Source organism: Aquimarina amphilecti, assembly GCF_900109375.1.
GTDB lineage: Bacteria > Bacteroidota > Bacteroidia > Flavobacteriales > Flavobacteriaceae > Aquimarina > Aquimarina amphilecti.
Genome location: NZ_FOAB01000001.1, coordinates 169389 through 188203, shown reverse-complemented (window position 1 = coordinate 188203; position 18815 = coordinate 169389). Strand labels below are relative to the sequence as shown.

Below are 18815 nucleotides of genomic sequence, written 5' to 3'. Positions count from 1 at the left end.
TAAAAAAAGAGCATTATCGTGGATAATGCTCTTTTTTTACAACGTCTTCTATTCTTATGCTGCTATGTATAACATATCCAGATATTCTCTTCTCTGTATTCTCCAGAGTCATCTACCACATCTATAGACACCAAATTCAAAGCTCCATCTATTTCATAATTGCCAGATTGAATTATTTTTTTATCTAATAACTCTTCCCAAAAGTTTATATCTCCTCTAACATTCATAGAGTTTTCACAGACCTTAATAATCTTCGCTCCACTTTCTAAATGAGTTCTTATCCAAGGATCATAAATCTCATTATTCTTCTTTAAATCTATATAATCTTTCATCCTGATCTTTGGATGATTGTGTTTTAAAATTGGTCTTATTGGAATTATAAGTTTTTCTAACCCTAAACTCTCTACGACTTGTTTCCCTTTTGATATCAACAACTTACTATATCCGTTGCCTTGATATTTCTTTGTTACAATAATCTGTAAGCCTCCTAAAACGTTTGGTTTCATCTTATCTTCAAAATCTTCAACACCTTTTTTTAAAAGCCAATCCCATCCATTATTAGGTAAATCACTTAATTTCTGATCCCAAAATATTGGTATTGTGTTCATAAAACCTAGGAGATCACTATTACCATTAACCAAGAAAATCTGAGTCTGAGGAAAATAACTTTCTAAACTGCTCCAATATTTTTTGGTTACCTGAGATCTTAAAATAATTTCTGGAAACGCCTCATTGATAGCACATCTATATTGTTTTAAAAGATGGTTATCTAAATCAGAATACTTGAGATATGTTACCAAATTAATTCTATTGTTTTTGAAAATTATATTTTTATTCTTGGCTCTAAGCTATTCTAAAAAATAAAGAAACGTCTTTAAAATTCTTAATACATCGTATTAGGGTTCGCAGATTTTTCTGGAATTTGTTGTATTGAATCCCAATGTTCACATATTTTTCCATTTTTGTCAAAACGAAAAAAGTCCATGGTGATATATTGATCATTTCCTGGCCAAGTTTGATGCGTATGAAGAGCTACTAAATCTCCTTCCGCAATACACCTTGCAAATTCAATGGATTTATCAGGATATTCTTTCTGCATTCGTTCAAAATAAGCTATAAAACCTTCCGTTCCATCCGCCACATCTGGATTATGTTGAATATATTGATCTCCTAGATATTTTTCTACGGCTTCTTTAGGATTACCTTCATATGCCATTTTATAAAAAGCAATAGCATTCTTTTTATTTTCTTCTAGATCCATACCTCTTTTACTATGATTATTTTTTTATAAAATCAATTAAGATGTCTTTCCCTTAGTATCTTCTATATAACTATCTATTATTTCTTCTAAAATATCTAAAGGAACCGCTCCATTTTTTAGCACTGCATTATGAAAATCTCTTAAATCAAACTTGTCACCCAATTGTTGTTTTGCTTTTTCTCTTAATTCTAATATCTTAAGCATTCCTATTTTATAAGCACAGGCCTGACCAGGCCAAACAATGTAACGTTCTATCTCTGTAGTAACCTCTGTAGTAGTCATACCAGTATTCTGCACCATATAATCAATTGCTTGTTCTCTAGTCCACTTTTTATGATGAATCCCTGTATCTACGACAAGACGAACTGCTCTAAACATTTCTGCTTGTAACCTACCTAAATTTCCGAAAGGATCATTCTCATAAAAACCTAATTCCCAAGCTAGTTGTTCTGAATATAATGCCCAACCTTCGATATAAGATGTAAAAAGACCTATAGTTCTAAAAATTGGAACTCCTTCTAACTCTGATTGAATAGCGATCTGAAAATGATGTCCAGGCACCCCTTCATGATAAGCTAAAGTTTTCATTCCGAACTTAACAGATTCATGTACATTTCTAAGGTTTGCATAAAAAACACCTCCACGTGAGCCATCCATAGCAGGTCTTGTATAATAAGCTCCCGCTGATCCTTCTTCCTTAAATTCTGGAACTCTCTTTACTTCTAAACCAGCTTTCGGTCTAACATCAAAAGCGTTATCTAAACCTGCACTTATCTCCGATAATATGCGATCATACTCATCAATAACCATTTTCCTTCCATCGTCATTATTTGGAAAAAGAAAACGCTCTTCCTTATTTAATTCTTGAATAATCGCTCCTAATGTTTTTGTAGAATCTACATATCCTTCTGCAGAAAGGATCTCTTGCATTTCACCTTTTATTCTAGCCACCTCTGACAATCCAATTTTATGTACTTCTTCTGGATCTAAATCTGTAGTAGTGCGTTGTTTTAATTGATATCTATAAAAAGCTTCTCCATTTGGTAGTTTCCAAACTCCATCATCTGTAGTTGCTTTGCTTTTTAATTGTTTAAAATATTCTATTAATTTTTTATATGCTCCAAAAACACTCGTTTGTATTTTATCTTCAACTTGTTTCTTTAAATCATCTTTTTCTTCATCAGATAAATCTTCTAACTCATCTATTTTAGTTTGAAAATTAGTATAAAGAATATTTGTTCTAACAGCAGATTCTTCTCCTGAATTTGCTCCTACAAAACCATTCATTTCATCGATAACACGATCCATAACGAATTTAGGAGGTATAACTCCTTCGTTCTCTCTTATTTTAAGATTTTCAATTAACTGATCAAACTTAGTTTCGAATTTAGTCAAACGAGTAATGTAAGCTTCTGCATCGCTCTTATCTCTAAGTTTATGAGAGTTTTCCATTAGACTTGGCAAAGAGCTTTGTATTCCTCCCATTTGATTTACTGGATAGTCATGATAGAAAAACTGTTCTCCTTCCATTAAACCTTCCAAATAAAAACCTAATATTTTGGTATTCAACTTATTTGCTTCAGATTGATTCTCAAAATCATAACTCTGTAATGTTTCATAATCTTCCTTCATCTTATTAAATGATTCCCATTGTTTTATATCAGAGATATCATCTAATTCATCTTTTGACCAATCGTAAATTACTGGAATTCCCATTGAAGTGGTTAGTTCAGGACTTTCTAAAGCTAATTCTACAAATACTTTATCATAAAAATGATTGATATTAAATGGTTTAAACCAAACTAGGTTAACTAACCAAAGTAACCCAAATATCAAAATGATGAGAATTGTTCTTGAGGTCCAAAATTTCCAAGTGCGTTTTTTTGCCATGATGAATGATTTATGTGAATTTGATTGATTGTTATTGTATCGTTAATGCTAAGGTAGTAAATGTTATGATAAGAAATTAGTCTTAACATTTAAAGGCACTAATCATAATTTTATTTTACTCAACAAGACCTTTGCTTCGAAATTCGCTTTATCTAAGAATAAAGCTTTCTCTAAATATTTTATAGCCTTATCCGTTTCTTTTTCATAAAAATAACTTCTTCCTAATAAAAAATTTAGATAGGAGGATTCTATATTTTTATTTATTAGTCTATGAGCCAATTCTATAACTTCTAATTCTCTTCCTAAACTACTCAACATCTGCATAGCATTTTCCCAATCATTTATGTTAAATAAATCTGGTTTAATAATTGATTCCATTTTAGGATTATTATGTAAAAAATAAAAAGCGGGAACATTTACTCTCCATTTTGGATTTTCTTCTAATCCTTTTTTAATCCAACCAATTGCATCTTCCTCGCTCCTAATCAAATAATTAGCTTTTGCTATTCTAGAATAAATTCCGTCCCAACCATCTAACATCGATTCTGCTTCTAATAATTTTTGTTCCGCTCTTTTTATATTCCCTTTTCTATGTGCGTATAGAGATTGATTAAGTCTAATTCTTCCATAGTGATAATTCATTAAAGTCTGTAACTCTTTAATTGGGTTTTTAGAATTATCAACTCGCAAATCAATTTGATTATACCATTCATTATTTACACCTTTAATAACAACTGCGGCAGATTGTTTTCCAGAAATCTGTCCACCTGCATTTTGTCCTGCAACCAAACTTTGTAAAAGTCGTTCTCCTAAGGTTCCTTTAGAATTTTTAAATGTATTTGACATTTGTAAAAGCACTTCATCGTCAAGTTGATTACCCATAACCACGTAATCTTCACCAAGAATCTCTGATGCTCTACCATTCCAGTACTTTAAGGATTCTCCTGTAAAAGCATATATATTTCCTTTTAAATCAATTCCAGAAACCTGTCGATAATTAGCCTCATTATCTTTCTCTTTGATTTCTAAAATAGCTTGCTTTATTGATTTGCCTGCTTTTAGTTTCTTGAACCCTTCTATTGCATATAAAGGTTCGGTTTCTGCAATAACTGAAAATGCTCCTACTGCAGGATCAATATAGACCGTAGAATTTCCTACATAAATATTATTTGTAGCAACTCCGATTCCAAATTCTTGAGTGTTTTTATCATAAGCTAGAATTGAAAATGTAGCATTAATATTCTTGTCGGTTAATAAACTTGGTAAATTTTGGCTATATCCAGATACGGAAATTAATAATAGTAAAATTATAGATACGCTGGTTCGAGTTTTCATTTGACTGTTTTAAAACAGACGCTTAAAACATAATTTTGTTACATTAAAAAAGCTGTAACATTAACTGTTACAGCTTTTATTATAAAATTTATAAATCATTCAAATATTTATCTTAGTAGCTCCAGTAGTGATCAATTTATTATTTTGCGTATAGGCAATAATAGCTAATTCATCTCTATCCCCTATCCAATCAGGAACTAATAAAGTTATGCTTTTAGATAGATCACTCGTTACCAAGCGACTTGCCACGATGTTTGTGTTTTTTAAGGTCTTATTTCTATTCTCGCCTCTACCAATCTTTGTGATTCGTTCTGATACTACCAATGCGAATGTGATCTGATCAAATTCGTTGCCTTCTACTCCATATTCTATTTTTATTACATCATTATCTCGTTCTATATTAGTAAGTTTAATAGTGTTTGTAGTTTTTGATTTAGAATAGTTACGTATCGCTACTGATGCTTTTGTACTATTAGATCCTGTAAAATGTTCGCTCCCATTAACTACTAATTGAGGTGTGTATATAGACCTACTATTAAACTGTTTTGCATAATCTCTTTGATAATCGCTAAATTCTACTGTACTAAAAGGGTCTTTCCACCCTAACCGATTCCAATAATCTACATGATAAGAAAGAACAAAAACATTGTTATTTTTATGCTCCTCTTTAATAACATCTAACAATTCATCTGCTGGCGGACAACTGCTACATCCTTGGGATGTAAACAATTCCATAATCACAATTGAGTTGTCATCACTCTGCGCTTGTACAAATGTAGAGAAGGTGAGCGTTAATAGTATCAAAAGGTTTCTCATCATCTTGTTTATTTTAGTACTTTTAGATTCTATTATTTAGACGACAATGATCACGAAGCTTACAACTTTTCTTTTTCTATTAGTATTCTCAGGAATGACTTTAGCGCAAGATATAGCAGTATTACAATATAATGGAGGTGGTGATTGGTACAGTAATCCTACTGCATTACCTAACCTAATTAGTTTTTGTAACCAGAATATCAAAACTGCTATGAGTTCTAAACCAAAAACGGTAAAACCAGAAAGTGTAGATATCTTTCAATATCCTTATATACACATGACTGGTCACGGAAACGTTTTCTTCACTGAACAAGATGCAGAAAATCTCCGAAATTATCTATTGAGTGGCGGTTTTCTTCATATTGATGATAATTATGGCATGGAACCTTATATTAGAAAAGAACTAATTAAAGTTTTCCCAGATCAACAACTAGTAGAATTACCTTTATCACATCCTATTTTTTCTGCCGAGTATAAATTTCCACAAGGACTACCAAAAATACACGAGCATGACGGAGAAAGGCCGCAAGCATTAGGAATTATAAACGAAGGTCGATTAGTCTTGCTTTTTACATTTGAAAGTGATCTCGGTGATGGCTGGGAAAATCCTGAAATCCATAATGATTCAGAAGAAGTTCGTCAAAAAGCGCTAAAAATGGGTGCAAATATTATCAAATACGCTTTTGAAAATTAATTTAATGCCTACGCAACTAACTCACGAAACAACTGTTTTTATAAAAAAACAATTTCCTATTACTTTGATCTGTGATCAAGTAAATTCTCCTGCTAACATTGGTAGTATTTTTAGAATTGCTGATAGCTTTGGTGTCGAACAGATTTATTTTTGTGGTCAAGACATTACAGTTATTAGTAAAAGAATGGAAAGAACTGCAAGATCTACTCACAAAACAATTCCATATCAACATCAGGAGAATATTTTACCTTTGATAGACAAATTAAAAATAGATGGGTATAAAATTATAGGTTTGGAAATTACAGAAAATAGCGTTCCGGTTTCTGAAAAGTTATTTTCTCCTAGTGATAAAATAGCTCTTGTTATTGGTGAAGAGAAATTAGGGATTTCTGAAAATGTATTATCAAAAGTGATGAAAAATATACATATCAATATGTATGGTACAAATAGTAGTATGAATGTGGCTACTGCAACAGGCATTGCTCTATATGAAATCACAAAACAAATGATAATCGAGGATCAATAAAATTAAAATGCTCTATTTATAAACTATAGTTTGTTTAAAAAAAATAATTATGAATTCAAAAACAATCGCATACGGTATCCTAAGAGCATTAGGAATTGTTGTTGGAGTAGTTATTCTACTTTGGTTTCTATATAAAATACAATCTATTCTTCTTTACATCACATTTGCAGCAGTGATTTCCTTGATGGGAAGACCTCTTGTATTATTCTTAAAAAAACGACTAAAATTCAATAACTCACTTGCTGTTATATTTACTCTGTTTATTACCATTGGGCTTTTTCTTAGTTTATTTCTTCTATTCGTACCCATCGTTACTGAACAAGGTCAATTGATTGGAGAGATTGACATAAATGAAGTTGGCGATGATTTAGATCAATTAAACCAAGAGATTAGTGATTATTTTAATGTAAAAAAACTAAATTTTGTAGAATTAATTAAGCAAACGGACTTAATGGAATTTTTTGATTTAAAAGCAATTCCAGAGGCAATCAACACTTTTTTAAGTGGTTTTGGAGCCTTATTAATAGGGTTGTTTTCTGTATTATTCATTTCATTCTTCCTTCTTAAGGATAGTAAGTTATTGGAAAAAAGTCTAATGGTGTTCGCTAAAAGTGAAGATGAAACTAGGTTTATGAGAGCTTTTAATAAGATCAAAGATTTGTTATCTCGTTATTTTGTTGGTTTATTACTTCAGATATTAATTCTCTTTATTTTATACACTATTCTATTACTAATTTTTGGCGTTCATAATGCTATTGCTGTTGCGCTCATAGCGGCTATTTTTAATTTAATACCATATGTAGGCCCTCTTTTCGGAGGTGCTTTGGTGTTAATTCTAGCAACAACAAGCAATTTAGGGCTTGATTTTCAATCTATTATCCTTCCAAAATTAACATATATTTTAATAGGCTACATAGCAATTCAGTTAATTGATAATTTCTTAAACCAACCTCTGATTTTTGGAAATAGTGTAAAATCACACCCTTTAGAAATTTTTCTTGCCATACTTATTTTTGGTGCATTATTTGGTATTGGTGGTTTGATCGTAGCAGTTCCTTTTTATACAGCAATCAAAGTAATTGCAAAAGAATTTTTATCTGAGTATAAAATTGTTAAGCAGTTGACTAAAGAATTGTAAGCTGTGAATAAACACATATTACATAAGGAAGTACAAGATTTTATAATTAAAAAATCCGATACATCCATAGATCTAGCCAAATTCATATTATCCGGTAGTCCCTTTGATACGATAAGTGTTCAAGAATTAGCTCAACAGATTAATGGCCGTTTAAAAACAAAAGGCAAGTTACCACTATGGTATGAAACAAAAGATATCTATTATCCTCCAACCCTTAATTTAGAACAAACTTCATCCGAAACTACAGCACTTTATAAAAGTAATTTAGTTACCGGCAATATCCTAATAGACCTAACAGGTGGTTTTGGAATCGATGACTATTATTTTTCTAAAAAAGTAGAAAAAGTTATTCATTGTGAACTAAACGCCAACTTAAGTGAAATGGCAGCACACAACTTTCAAGTTTTAAAAGCTGACAACATCCAAACTCACGCTAATAATGGTTTAGAAATTTTAGAAAAACTACCATCCGTAGATTGGATTTATATAGATCCATCCAGAAGACATGATAGTAAAGGAAAAGTATTTTTTCTAGAAGATTGTTTACCTGATGTTCCATCCAATTTGGAGAGGTTGTTTTCTAAAAGTAACCGTATCCTAATTAAAACCTCTCCTCTACTTGATATTCGTTCTGGATTAAAATCTTTAAAATTTGTAAAGGAAATTCATATAATTGCGGTACACAATGAAGTAAAAGAATTACTCTGGATCTTAGAAAAAGACACGAAATTAGAAACGCTTATTAAGACTGTACAGATTCATAAAGAACTAAACCAAGTATTTTCTTTTTTACTACATGAAGAAAACAACGTTTCTCCTAAATTTTCATTTCCAAAAAAGTATCTCTACGAACCCAACGCTTCTATTATGAAATCAGGTGGGTTTTATAGTGTCTCTAAAGCCTATGAATTAGAAAAACTCCATCAGCATTCACATTTATATACTTCTGACAACCTTATTGACTTTCCTGGAAGATGTTTTGAAATACTTTCTGTGTTCCCTTATCAAAGAAAAATTCTAAAGAAAGAAAGAATTACAAAAGCAAATATCACAACGCGTAACTTTCCTGAAACGGTTTCAGAAATTCGGAAGAAATTTAAAATTAAAGATGGTGGAGATATATATCTGTTTTTTACAACAAATTGTAATGATGAAAAAATAGTTTTAAAATGTAGAAAAACCTAAGTCAGCATTTAAAACTAACTTAAATGCTGACTTAGGTTTTTCAATCTATATTACAAACATATAGGCTAATCCTATTTAGAATCAGATAATTTTTCTATCATAAAGAAATTTTCATCTGATGTTTTTTTAATCTTGTAGCTTTTATTTTCTAAAGAATACTTTAATTCTTCTCCTCTTACCATAATTACGAATCCATCATCTAATGGCATTATCTTAAAATCTTTATCTGCCTCTTTTAAATATGAAAGTTGAATTCTGTTATCAAATGAATTATCATATTGATCGACTATAGTAATCACCTTTGTAATTCTTTCCTGAGCATCTACACGGTCTTGATTTAACTTATAACGATCTTCTTTCTCTAATTTAATCGGATCTAATTCCTTGTTCCATATAGTTACTTCATAAGGAATTGTGATATCATCTTTTTCGTACTCGTATGTCTTTACAGTAGTTTCTTTGGTAACCTCCATATTGAACTCTTGTGCAGTCGTGATTGCAAAGGTGAATAATAACGTTAAAAATGGTACTCTATTTAAAATTTTCATGTTTCTGTTTTTGAAATTATTAATTACTAACTATTTTTTATTTAGATCTAAATGACATTAAACAAGTCGTTAGTTAGCATTAATTTTTTCATTTCTTTTTCTCATCATTTCCAATTTCTTTTCTAGTGTTAGAATTACATCATCTGCTTTCAGACTCATATCTTCTACTAGACCGTCGATTTCCTTTGAAAACTCCGTTTTTTGTGAATTAAATTTTGATGTTATTTCTTCAGAAATTTTATTAGCACGTTCTGCTAAGTCATCTTTCGTGTCTTTCACTTTTGCTTTTATTTTCTTCCTGGTGTTTTTACCAGTATCGGGTGCAAATAAAAGTGCTGTCACTGCTCCTAGTGCTGCTCCTGTTGCTAATCCGATAATGGTGTTGTTGTTACTACTTGACATAAATAAGTTTTAAACGTTAAAAATTAGTTTTAAACGAATTTGAAAAATTCATACTGAATCATATATCACTATATTGAATAGCTACTATTAAAGTATTTTAAAAATATTGTCTGAAAAAAGTTAATCTGTAGTAATAGGACTTACTAGGAAAGTAACTAACACATTTTGTTAGTACTGGAATATCTTACTATATGTAAAATACTCAATAACTTTTCAAGATTTCAAATTCTAAAGAATAAAAGCTTATTACTTTCTATTCTTATACGCTGATTAATTAATCAACACTTTTAATATAAGCCGTGTAGAAATTTTGTCAAGGGCTTTAACGGGTTTTAACCTTTAGCGAACCTTATTAACATAAAAATATGTTAAAACAACATTTAAATGTTATTTAATTTAGCAATGTTTTCTGGCTGTTCTATGAAATTAGTGCTGTAAAAAAGCAACCACATTTTAGATTTGCTGATTTCTAACAAATATTTGATTCTCTATCGCATGAATAACTAAACCTGCTATATTCTTAGATCCAGTTTTAACCAATAAATTATTACGATGTCCTTCTACCGTGCGCGGACTAATGAATAATTGTTCTGCTATTTCCGTTGTTGTTTTTTGTTCGCAAATAAGCTTTAACACTTCTCGTTCTCGGTTAGTCAAATACTCATCATCTCTAGTTTGCTTTTTTGTTTTCAAAGAAGCTTCTTCTAAAATACTCATCACGTTATCGTCGTAATAAAACCCTTTTATGGCAACTTGATTTATAGTATTTACTACTTCTGTGGGTGTCGCATTTTTGGCTAGATAAGCGACAGCTCCCTGCTGTATCATATTAATTATAAAAGGCTTACTATAATAACTTGTTAGTGCAATGATTTTAATTTCCGGGAACTTCTTTTTAACAATTTTTGTTGTCTCTACCCCGTTAAGGTCCGGCATTTTTAAGTCCATCAAAATGACTTCCGGTAATTCTCTAGCAAGATCTAATTGCTTAATCAAATCATTTCCGTTTTCTGCTTGTATGCAAATTTCTATATTATTTTCTTTATCCAGAATAAAAGTAATTCCTTGTCTGAATAATGTTTCATCATCCGCAATGGCCAACTTTATAATATCTTTCTTCATTTCTTAGGTTTTTTAGTGCTTATAGTAAATGTTGCTCCATTACCGACTTCACTTTGATACGAAAGTATCCCATTGAGTATTTCTACCCTACTTTCTATATTTTTAAGTCCTATTCCCTTGTTTTTATGTATGGATTGTATATCAAATCCTTTCCCATCATCAGAATATTCAATAGTTAATTCTTGATCAGTTTCATCAATGTTTAAAACTACATTAGCGGCTTTACCATGTCTAACGGAATTATTTAACAATTCCTGAATAATTCTGAAGATATGTAATTCATTACTTTTAGAAAATAGATCATGATATACAACAGTGTAGTTTACCTTTATTTTTTTGCTACTGATGAACTCATCACAAAGTTCTTCTATTGCCGCTTGTAATCCAAAATTTTCTAAAATTGGAGGTAATAGGTTATGCGCTAGTCTTCTTGAACTTTCTAAAGTTTTTGTAGTAACAGATAATATATGCTGTAATGTTTGTTCTTGTTCTTTTTTATCCAGTTTACCATCTATTAAGACATTGGTACTAAGGCTTACCACATTTAGTTTGGCACTAATAGCGTCGTGCAAATCCTGTGCAATACGCTTACGTTCTTCTTCTTGAGTTTCTATAGTACCGTGTATCAAATCTCTTTGATAAGAGATTGCCATATTGGCTTTTTCTAGCTCAGCAGCAACGATTTTTTTACGGGAAAAGAAAAAGAAAAGCACTAATGACACCGCCATTAATAATAATACCATAATCGCAATCAAAATAACCACTATGATCTGTGAATCTTCTTGTAGTAATTCTTTCTCCATTCAATAAAGATTAGGATTTGAAATAAAAAGTATAATATACGATTTGTATTAATCAATAAATAATTCATTGATTCAGAAATATCCAAATTAAAAATCAAATTACCTGAAGCAAATATTAAAGTACTGGAAATCAAATACAAAAACAATCCTACATTTATAATTAAAAATAGATTTTGTCCCTGTAAACATCTATATAAATAGATTATAGAATATAGAATTAAGACACCTTGAGTTATGGAAATACCAATTGCATTATACCTATAAAAAAGACTCGGATCCTCTATATATTGATAAGTTAAAAAACCAAGAACTGGTAAACAGAAATAAAGTAATAATTTATTTCTTAACAATTCTACATAAAAAAAAGATAACAATATAAATTGAATTATAAAATAAAAATGCGATAAAAACAAATTTGGTTTATGTAAGATCTTACCAACAAAAATTGTAGTCAATTGCACAAAACATATTAATAACAAATAAACTGTAAATATTTTAAAAGCCTTATCGTTTAAAATAAAGCTTTTAAAATATAATAAGATATTTATTATCAAAAATACATTAGTTATAATACTAAGTAATATGAAATAATCTCCCTTCAATTCTTAACTAATTCAATGGACTATTTGAATCACAAGAAGGTGGACAAGGATCGGTAAAATCAAAAACTCCACTTGTAGATGGGTCTGATGCCGATGATTTTAACGTAGTAGGAGTAACACCATCAATGGTACCATCTATAATATCTCTATACACTCCATCAACATTTTCTGTTCCCACAAAAATCATTTTTTCTGTATTACTATCGTCAATCGCTAAATATCCTCTTATTTTAGAATTCAGATTATTGGCATTAGCTTGAGCTTGAGCAGCCGCGGCATCATCTAATACTCCTATTTCGTTTAGTACTTCTACAAAATCTACCGCAGGTATTAAAAATGCATTTACTGTATTAGGATGCTGAGATCTCCAATTAGCAGTCCATTCTGCTCCTGTATCTTTAGGGATTGTGTTTTCGCTATTAGAATTCATTTATTTTTAGTTTAAATTAGTAATAGTATATTTACTTAATTATTATTAGTTTAAAGGACTCTCAATATCACAACTTGGAGGACAAGGATCCGTAAAATCATAAATTCCACTGCTAATGATAGGATCTCCAAAAAAGTTTAGTTTCACTTCATCGCCATCAATTTCTTCATTAATGATATCTTGATACACTCTTTTTTTTCGATTATACTTAGTACCTACAACTAGTAACTTTTCTTCAGTAGTTTCATCTGGACTATCGTTACCAATTGCCATATAAGCTCTTACTTTCTTACCTTTAAGACAAGCTTTTTCCTGAGCTTTTTTGGCTACTTTATCACTTAGTAACCCCATTTCGTTTAGAACTTCTATCAAATCAACTGCGGGCATCAAAAAAGCATTGCAAGGGTTTACTTCCGGTTTTTTTGGATTTTGGTACTTTTCCCTCCAAGCTGTTGTCCATTCTTTTGCAGTTTCAAGTGTTACTGTGTTTTGTAAATCAGGATTCATTTTGTTTTTGATTTAAATTAGTAATATGATTAAATAAGTTTACAAAATATGGAGTATGGGTATGTAAAATATTTCTAGTTAAGATTTAATTAACAAATCTTAACTAGATTTCGATAAATTTATAATAAATACCATTTAAATCGTTAAGTAAATGTGAAAATTTTATTCTATTTACTAGTAGGCACTCACTTTTAGCTGAAAATCAAATGAATAACAATAACTTTCAGGAACTATGTGTAGTTTCTCTAGAGTCTATAAAAGAAATTGGTTTACGACTCATCTCTGGGAATTTTTTAGCTTTTAATGCTTCTTTAGAATTCAATACCAAATCTGGTACTACTCTAAGGTTTGCTCGTAGATGTTCCTTTAACTCTTTTTGTCGTAAAGCACTTAGAGAATCTGAAATATGAATCAATAATTTATCGGTTCCTAAGTCACCAATAACTACTTCGATTATATACATACCCAATCCTTCGAAACTTGTGAGTACCTCGATCACACTTTGTGGATATAACGTAGTTCCTTTATACTTAATCATATGTTTCTTCCTTCCTAAAACTGGACTCAAACGCATAGTCGTTCTGCCACAATTACAAGGTTCAGTATGCGCTTGCACCATATCACCAGTAGTATATCGTAATAAAGGCATCGCTTCAATACCTAAGGTAGTAATCGCTAACTCTCCTACTTCTCCTTCTTCGACAGCATTGCCTGATTCATCTAAAATCTCTGCGATAATCAATTCTGGACGATGATGTCCACCCCTATGTTCTTCGCATTCTGTAAATGCTGTACTCATTTCTGTAGATGCATAGGTAGAATATAAATCTATGTCCCACTTCTCTTTAATCTTACTGCCTAAAGTATTTAGGTTAAAATCTTGATCTCTTAACGGTTCTCCGATACAAATCGCAGCTTTAACTGAAGAATTTCGATAATCAATCCCATGCGTTTCAGCATAAGAAATTAACTTTAATAAAAAGGAAGGAACTACCACTAAATAGGTAGACTGAAAACGCTCTATAGAATCCCATTGCAATTCTGGAATTCCTGAACCCACACGCACCATTGCTGCTCCTAGTTTTCTAGTTCCCAAAAAATAGGCAAGACCTGCCATAAATCTTCGGTCTAAAGTAGTAGTCAACTGCACCACATCTGTTTTAGTTACTCCTGCAGTTTCGAAAGAAGTTGCTTCATTATACGCCAATCTCTGTAAATCTTTCTCCGTTAGTGCAAACGTAACAGGTTTTCCTAAAGTTCCTGATGTAGTTACATAATCTACTATTTCGGATTTAGATACACATAAAAAATCATCGTTATATGCCTGTAAATCATCCTTGGTCGTAATTGGAAGTTTTTTAAGATCATCAACAGTTTGGATATCTTCTTTAGAAATACCCAAATCAGCAAACAATCTTTTATAGTACGGAGAATATTGAGTAACAAAATCGATTAACTCTAGAAGTTTTTCATTCTGAAGATTCGATATTTCTGCTGTTAAAGCTTTTTCTATGTTTTGGATCATGTGATATTAGGCCCTATACTTATTATTATTCTTTTCAGACCTGTCAGGTTTTGAAAACCTGACAGGTCTAGCGTGCAACTATATTTTTCGTTTACATTCCCTGATATTCTTCTTTATATTCTTCATATCTGGCATAGTAATTACTCCTCTATTTATTATTCAGACTAGTAAGGTTTTGACAATTATTCTAAAGCTAATTCATTGAACCTTTCATCATTTATGAATTTCTTTTGGTTATGAACAAATTTAAAATTTTCAATATCATTAAATAACTTAACAACCTCTATTCTTTCAACATTTGTAACTTTTGATGAAAACATAGTTTGGTAAGATGAATATGAGTACTTTTTAAAATCCTCAGAAATATTATGACTTTCAGGATTCAGATGAATATAAACAATTAATGATTTTAAATAGTCTTCATTATCAATCCGTATTCTTCTAAAAGGTCTTTGAAATAAACTACCAACTCTATCATATTTTTTATTGAAAGCTTTAGTATACGCGTTAAAAAAGTTAGAAAATTTCTGTGATGGGTTTTCAGAATTTTCTTTGATCTGAATCAAAAGATGAAAATGATTTTTCAATAAGCAATAACTATATATCTTAGCTATTGGAAGAATATGTTTCTTTAGCAAAGTCAAAAAATAAAAATAATTATCAGGTTCGAGGAAAATATTCTGTTTATTATTTCCTCGATTATATATGTGATAAAAATTATTATTATTTAATACTTCCAAAACTATTCTATTTCAGAGTTCATGATTTATTTATTTCAAAACCTGTCAGGTTTTGAAAACCTGACAGGTCTAGTATGCAATTTATATTTTTCGTTCACACTTCCGAATGTATTTCTCTATATTTTTAACATCAGGGACCGTGGTTACTTCTCTTTTCTGTGCTTGTTTAAAGGCTATTAAAGCTTTTTTATATTCTTTTTGCACGTAATAATATTCTCCAAGGATATAATACGTTGCCCAATAATTAGAGTTCAAGCTTTGAAACCTTGAAAGTTCATCTTCAGAAACTTCTTTTTCATCATCAATAGCACTTTCAATTTTTCTGCTTAATATTCTAAAAGATTCGTAATTAGCATACATTTTAGTATGAATAAAAGGATCCTCAGGAACATTTAAAGATTCTGTAGCAATTACTATTTCCTCCTTTTGTTGTTTCATCCTTTCGAAAACATCATCAAGATCATAGGCTACAAACTCTCCCATTTGATATGGATTGGTAGAAACCCAAACTTTTCTTTCTTCTGGTTGAAAAACAATTCCATGATGTGCTAGCATCTGATTTAAGGCTTTCTCATTACCATATCCTATTAATTTATCATCCAGACCATCCCTATTTCGTAAAACCGCGACTGCCTTTTCAGGATTTAATTTATCATTTTCGGACAACAGTTCTGTCATGCGCTGATATCGATAAAAAGAATGGCTCTCTTCTATAGCTTTTTGATTGCGTTTATCTTCTGTATAAGAATCACTCTGAAAATGATTGGAACAAATTAATTGATTTGTATTTGGAACGTTATAGACTCCAAAATTATCTGGAGAAACTTCTATTAACGCAGCTCTTTTATCCTTAGCACTACCAATCATAATAGATTCTGAAACAAACACTTCTCTTTTTCTTGCAATTTCTATAGCCTCATCAATAGTAGATGCATATTGCAATATTTCTCTAGTTAAAATAGATATGGGTGTCTTTGCTATCAATGGAATTTTAGATTTACCAGCATTGATGGTAACGGTTAACCCTTCTTCATTCATTCCTGATAATGCTCCCATCATTCCGGCCCATCCATAGGTCATAAATTTATATCCTTCTGAAGGGTTCATAAAAGTCACTAATTTTTCTTTAGAGAAATCATCACCTGCATAGAAATCAAAGTTACGCCCAATTAGTAATTTTCCATCAACAGTTTTATCATCCCAAGCAGCAAAAGATGTACAACCGACTAACATTAAATCCTGTAATGCATGCCCGATATCATGTGCTCCGTGTGCATATAACATCCGCACATAAGGTTCTGCAAAATCATTATAATCATTGGATGCATATCGAGAAACCCCGTAGATCTCTGTTTTATACTCTTCTGGAACATTTAAATGTAACTTCCGATTATACCAAGCTACAATTTTACTCAAAAATTTAAGATAACTTTCTGAAGGGATTAATTCAGTTATTTTTCCGATAAAAGCATCTTCTTGAATTTTGATCAATTCTCTACTCAAACTTCCTGCTGCTACTCCTCTTTCTAGAGGTTTTCCTTCTACATACATTTCCCATAGCCCCTGTTTATTCTTTCGCAAGACATTATTATTTAATGTAAAGAAAGTTTCACTATGCTTTATTCTAGTAGTGTCGATACTTTCTATTCCCGAAATATCGGGTCTTGCAGCTAATGATTTCTTAATCCCGCAAGAAGATAATAAGGAGATAATACATAGAAAAAAAATATAATAAAAAATATTCCTCATTACGATTCAGATAATTCTTTTTCTGCCAAAGTATCTTTAATCCGTTGTAATAGATGTTCTTTACCAACCAATTCTCCACAAGTAACAACGGCACTTATAGTTACTCCTAGTACTCCATGCATATTTAAACCTTGACCTGTAAATAACAAATTTGGAATCCTTGTTCTTGGTGATAAAAAGGATTTCATTGGATTATCTGCATCCTTTGCAAAACCATACATAGAACCTTCATAACAACCTATATAATCCCTATATGATAACGGTGTAGAAGTATGAATAGATTTAATACAAGATCTGATATTTGGAAATTTCTTTTCTATTTCCTTTAAATATGCTTCAATTTTACGCTGCTTAAACGCTTCGTAATCTTCTCCTCTATCATTTTTTTCTGCAACTGTATTAAAGGTATCACTCCAAGGTTCCATTTCATCAAATCGCATATAAGCAATAGATGTCAAATTTTCTGCATAACCTGGGTTCTTTAGATCTTCATTGGTCGTAAACATATATGCTTCTGGCCAATTCTCTTCTGAATAGCCCTGAGTCGTCCAAACTTGATCAAACGTTTTAGTATGGTAATAGTTTTTATTGATATAAGGAAAAGTTCCTTTCTCGAAAACTATATATAAACTGAAGGAAGAAATTATACTTTCGGTATTCTGTATTCTCTTATAATATAATTTTCTAAATCTTTCCTTACCAACGATCTGTAATGTAAGTTTTGGATCTACATTAGAAATAAAATTATCGGCATAAAAGGTATCTCCTTTGGTTGTAGAAACTGAAACTAATTTATCTTCTTCGAAATTAAATTGATTTACTTCTTGGTATTTGTAAATTTTACCTCCAAGTGCTCTAAATCTTTTTACTAATAATTTTGCTATCTGGCTTCCTCCTTGAATACATCTCCAAGCACTTTCCATATATGAATTAACAGATAAGGCATGTACATAAAAAGGGGTTTTTTCTGGATCCCCAGCATACAAAAGGTTAGAACCAGCAAGAACTGCTCTTAATTTAGGATCTTTAATAGTACTATCTATATAATCTTTGGCCTTAAGTGTTAATAGATCTTCTCCATAATATCGATCTCCTTCTTCTAAATTATATAAAGGAAATCTATAACAAACATCTTTAACCTTATCCACATATTCTTGTATTGCCTTTTCTTCTTCGGGAAAAAACTTTACCAACTGTTTTACAAAATTATCATATCCTTGTGCATGTGGATATTCATACTCATCATCATCAAAAGTAATCACATCATAAGCATCAATATCCATTCTTTTAAGTTTTAGATCATCCATAATATCTAAATACTTAAAATACTGATATAGATTCTGGCCTTTATCCAACCCCCCTATATAATGAATCCCTGTATCAAAAATACTTTTATCTCTTACAAAAGTCTGTAAATTTCCTCCGAACTGATTGTTCTTTTCCAACACACATACTTTCTTACCTTCTTTAGCAAGAATATTTGCAGAAACCAATCCTCCTAATCCACTCCCAATGATAATGACATCAAATTTATCTTGCATG

19 protein-coding genes are annotated in these 18815 nt (G+C 30.9%); 4 read left to right on the top strand and 15 right to left on the bottom strand.

Features of this window, described 5'->3' with window-relative positions; all coding sequences use genetic code 11:
- Positions 1-62: 62 nt before the first annotated feature.
- From BMY33_RS00845 to BMY33_RS00825, 5 genes are all read right to left on the bottom strand, one after another.
- Positions 63-800, bottom strand: coding sequence for a hypothetical protein (locus tag BMY33_RS00845; RefSeq protein WP_091404198.1), 738 nt, complete (start codon positions 798-800; stop codon positions 63-65).
- An 83-nt stretch (positions 801-883) separates the two neighbouring features.
- A complete protein-coding gene (locus BMY33_RS00840) occupies positions 884-1261 on the bottom strand; it encodes a nuclear transport factor 2 family protein (RefSeq protein ID WP_091404196.1) in 378 nt (125 codons plus the stop codon).
- A gap of 36 nt (positions 1262-1297) precedes the next feature.
- Positions 1298-3151 (bottom strand): DUF885 domain-containing protein, encoded by a 1854-nt coding sequence (locus BMY33_RS00835; protein ID WP_091404193.1) that lies wholly within the window; start codon positions 3149-3151, stop codon positions 1298-1300.
- A 102-nt stretch (positions 3152-3253) separates the two neighbouring features.
- Positions 3254-4486: a DUF1028 domain-containing protein gene (locus BMY33_RS00830; protein ID WP_091404189.1), complete on the bottom strand. Its 1233-nt coding sequence runs from the start codon at positions 4484-4486 to the stop codon at positions 3254-3256.
- A gap of 99 nt (positions 4487-4585) precedes the next feature.
- Positions 4586-5305 (bottom strand): DUF1223 domain-containing protein, encoded by a 720-nt coding sequence (locus BMY33_RS00825; protein ID WP_091404185.1) that lies wholly within the window; start codon positions 5303-5305, stop codon positions 4586-4588.
- Positions 5306-5348: 43 nt separating this feature from the next.
- On the opposite strand from BMY33_RS00825, the gene BMY33_RS00820 reads away from it, so the two are divergent.
- From BMY33_RS00820 to BMY33_RS00805, 4 genes are read left to right on the top strand one after another with little or no spacing between them, the layout of a single operon-like run.
- Positions 5349-5996 (top strand): DUF4159 domain-containing protein, encoded by a 648-nt coding sequence (locus BMY33_RS00820; RefSeq protein ID WP_091404180.1) that lies wholly within the window; start codon positions 5349-5351, stop codon positions 5994-5996.
- A gap of 4 nt (positions 5997-6000) precedes the next feature.
- Positions 6001-6522, top strand: coding sequence for a TrmH family RNA methyltransferase (locus BMY33_RS00815; RefSeq protein ID WP_091406037.1), 522 nt, complete (start codon positions 6001-6003; stop codon positions 6520-6522).
- 49 nt (positions 6523-6571) lie between these two features.
- A complete protein-coding gene (locus BMY33_RS00810; RefSeq protein ID WP_091404177.1) occupies positions 6572-7660 on the top strand; it encodes an AI-2E family transporter in 1089 nt (362 codons plus the stop codon).
- A gap of 3 nt (positions 7661-7663) precedes the next feature.
- Entirely contained in the window at positions 7664-8845 is a 1182-nt protein-coding gene (locus BMY33_RS00805; RefSeq protein ID WP_091404174.1) for a THUMP-like domain-containing protein, read from the top strand.
- Between the two features lie 71 nt (positions 8846-8916).
- On the opposite strand, the gene BMY33_RS00800 is transcribed toward BMY33_RS00805, so the two are convergent.
- The 10 genes from BMY33_RS00800 to BMY33_RS00755 all read right to left on the bottom strand — a co-directional run bounded on the left by BMY33_RS00800 (position 8917) and on the right by BMY33_RS00755 (position 18814).
- The gene (locus tag BMY33_RS00800) at positions 8917-9393 is read right to left on the bottom strand and encodes a hypothetical protein (RefSeq protein ID WP_091404170.1); all 477 of its coding nucleotides are present in this window, start codon (positions 9391-9393) and stop codon (positions 8917-8919) included.
- Between the two features lie 69 nt (positions 9394-9462).
- Positions 9463-9795, bottom strand: a complete 333-nt coding sequence (locus BMY33_RS00795; RefSeq protein ID WP_091404167.1) for a YtxH domain-containing protein — start codon at positions 9793-9795, stop codon at positions 9463-9465.
- Positions 9796-10248: 453 nt separating this feature from the next.
- Positions 10249-10917 (bottom strand): response regulator transcription factor, encoded by a 669-nt coding sequence (locus tag BMY33_RS00790; protein ID WP_091404165.1) that lies wholly within the window; start codon positions 10915-10917, stop codon positions 10249-10251.
- Entirely contained in the window at positions 10914-11720 is an 807-nt protein-coding gene (locus tag BMY33_RS00785) for a sensor histidine kinase (RefSeq protein WP_091404163.1), read from the bottom strand. The genes BMY33_RS00790 and BMY33_RS00785 overlap by 4 nt, the downstream gene beginning before the upstream one ends.
- A 609-nt stretch (positions 11721-12329) precedes the next feature.
- A complete protein-coding gene (locus tag BMY33_RS00780; protein ID WP_091404161.1) occupies positions 12330-12752 on the bottom strand; it encodes a hypothetical protein in 423 nt (140 codons plus the stop codon).
- 45 nt (positions 12753-12797) lie between these two features.
- Positions 12798-13259, bottom strand: a complete 462-nt coding sequence (locus BMY33_RS00775; RefSeq protein WP_091404159.1) for a hypothetical protein — start codon at positions 13257-13259, stop codon at positions 12798-12800.
- Positions 13260-13482: 223 nt separating this feature from the next.
- A complete protein-coding gene (flxY, locus tag BMY33_RS00770; RefSeq protein ID WP_091404157.1) occupies positions 13483-14784 on the bottom strand; it encodes a flexirubin biosynthesis putative acyl-CoA ligase FlxY in 1302 nt (433 codons plus the stop codon).
- 182 nt (positions 14785-14966) lie between these two features.
- On the bottom strand, positions 14967-15350 hold the full coding sequence (locus tag BMY33_RS00765; RefSeq protein WP_425284213.1) for a hypothetical protein: 384 nt from the start codon (positions 15348-15350) through the stop codon (positions 14967-14969).
- Positions 15351-15605: 255 nt separating this feature from the next.
- Positions 15606-17273, bottom strand: coding sequence for a C45 family autoproteolytic acyltransferase/hydrolase (locus BMY33_RS00760; RefSeq protein ID WP_091404147.1), 1668 nt, complete (start codon positions 17271-17273; stop codon positions 15606-15608).
- Positions 17273-18814, bottom strand: a complete 1542-nt coding sequence (locus BMY33_RS00755; RefSeq protein ID WP_091404145.1) for a phytoene desaturase family protein — start codon at positions 18812-18814, stop codon at positions 17273-17275. The genes BMY33_RS00760 and BMY33_RS00755 overlap by 1 nt, the downstream gene beginning before the upstream one ends.
- Between the last annotated feature and the right edge of the window lies 1 nt (position 18815).

Coding starts and splice junctions, on each gene's coding strand:
- BMY33_RS00820 (WP_091404180.1), top strand. CDS start 5,349: ATGATCACGAAGCTTACAACTTTTCTTTTTCTATTAGTATTCTCAGGA.
- BMY33_RS00790 (WP_091404165.1), bottom strand. CDS start 10,917: ATGAAGAAAGATATTATAAAGTTGGCCATTGCGGATGATGAAACATTA.
- BMY33_RS00825 (WP_091404185.1), bottom strand. CDS start 5,305: ATGATGAGAAACCTTTTGATACTATTAACGCTCACCTTCTCTACATTT.
- BMY33_RS00785 (WP_091404163.1), bottom strand. CDS start 11,720: ATGGAGAAAGAATTACTACAAGAAGATTCACAGATCATAGTGGTTATT.
- BMY33_RS00835 (WP_091404193.1), bottom strand. CDS start 3,151: ATGGCAAAAAAACGCACTTGGAAATTTTGGACCTCAAGAACAATTCTC.
- BMY33_RS00775 (WP_091404159.1), bottom strand. CDS start 13,259: ATGAATCCTGATTTACAAAACACAGTAACACTTGAAACTGCAAAAGAA.
- BMY33_RS00755 (WP_091404145.1), bottom strand. CDS start 18,814: ATGCAAGATAAATTTGATGTCATTATCATTGGGAGTGGATTAGGAGGA.
- BMY33_RS00760 (WP_091404147.1), bottom strand. CDS start 17,273: ATGAGGAATATTTTTTATTATATTTTTTTTCTATGTATTATCTCCTTA.
- BMY33_RS00795 (WP_091404167.1), bottom strand. CDS start 9,795: ATGTCAAGTAGTAACAACAACACCATTATCGGATTAGCAACAGGAGCA.
- BMY33_RS00840 (WP_091404196.1), bottom strand. CDS start 1,261: ATGGATCTAGAAGAAAATAAAAAGAATGCTATTGCTTTTTATAAAATG.
- BMY33_RS00815 (WP_091406037.1), top strand. CDS start 6,001: ATGCCTACGCAACTAACTCACGAAACAACTGTTTTTATAAAAAAACAA.
- BMY33_RS00830 (WP_091404189.1), bottom strand. CDS start 4,486: ATGAAAACTCGAACCAGCGTATCTATAATTTTACTATTATTAATTTCC.
- BMY33_RS00800 (WP_091404170.1), bottom strand. CDS start 9,393: ATGAAAATTTTAAATAGAGTACCATTTTTAACGTTATTATTCACCTTT.
- flxY (WP_091404157.1), bottom strand. CDS start 14,784: ATGATCCAAAACATAGAAAAAGCTTTAACAGCAGAAATATCGAATCTT.
- BMY33_RS00810 (WP_091404177.1), top strand. CDS start 6,572: ATGAATTCAAAAACAATCGCATACGGTATCCTAAGAGCATTAGGAATT.
- BMY33_RS00780 (WP_091404161.1), bottom strand. CDS start 12,752: ATGAATTCTAATAGCGAAAACACAATCCCTAAAGATACAGGAGCAGAA.